Raw genomic sequence first — 668 nt, forward strand, 5'->3', positions numbered from 1 at the left:
TGAAGATCTCCTTCGGCACGGCCTTCATCGCGGCGATCATCAACCTGGTCTTCGGTGTCATCCTCGCCTGGGTGCTGGTGCGTTATCGCTTTCCCGGCAAGCGGGTGATCGACGCCATGGTCGACCTGCCCTTTGCCCTGCCGACCGCGGTTGCCGGCATTGCGCTGACGACGCTTTATGCCCCGAACGGCTGGATCGGCCAGTTCCTGGAGCCGCTTGGGCTGAAGATCGCCTTCACCCCCGCCGGCATCGTCATCGCGTTGATCTTCGTCGGCCTGCCCTTCGTCGTCAGGACCGTGCAGCCGATCATGGAGGAGATCGACAAGGAGGTGGAGGAAGCAGCCGCCACCCTTGGCGCCAGCCGCTTCCAGACGATCAGCCGGGTGCTTTTGCCGGGCTTGCTGCCGGCCGGTCTCACCGGCTTTGCCCTCGCCTTTGCCCGCGGCGTCGGCGAATACGGCTCGGTGATCTTCATCGCCGGCAACCTGCCTTACGTCTCCGAGATCGCCCCGCTTCTGATCGTCATCAGGCTCGAAGAGTTCAACTATGCGGCGGCGACTGCCATTGCCGCGGTCATGCTGGCGATCTCGTTCGCCATGCTGCTCCTCATCAACTCGATCCAGGCCTGGAGCCGGCGGAGATATGTCTATGTCGCATGATCTGACCGC

Annotated in this window: 1 protein-coding gene; it reads left to right on the forward strand. The window is 63.5% G+C overall.

Features of this window, described 5'->3' with window-relative positions; genetic code table 11:
• A partial coding sequence (cysT, locus tag L981_RS32885) for a sulfate ABC transporter permease subunit CysT (protein WP_043627141.1) occupies positions 1 to 659 on the forward strand: 659 nt, incomplete at its 5' end.
• Between the last annotated feature and the right edge of the window lie 9 nt (positions 660 to 668).

Source organism: Ensifer sp. ZNC0028 (assembly GCF_000799055.1).
GTDB lineage: Bacteria > Pseudomonadota > Alphaproteobacteria > Rhizobiales > Rhizobiaceae > Ensifer.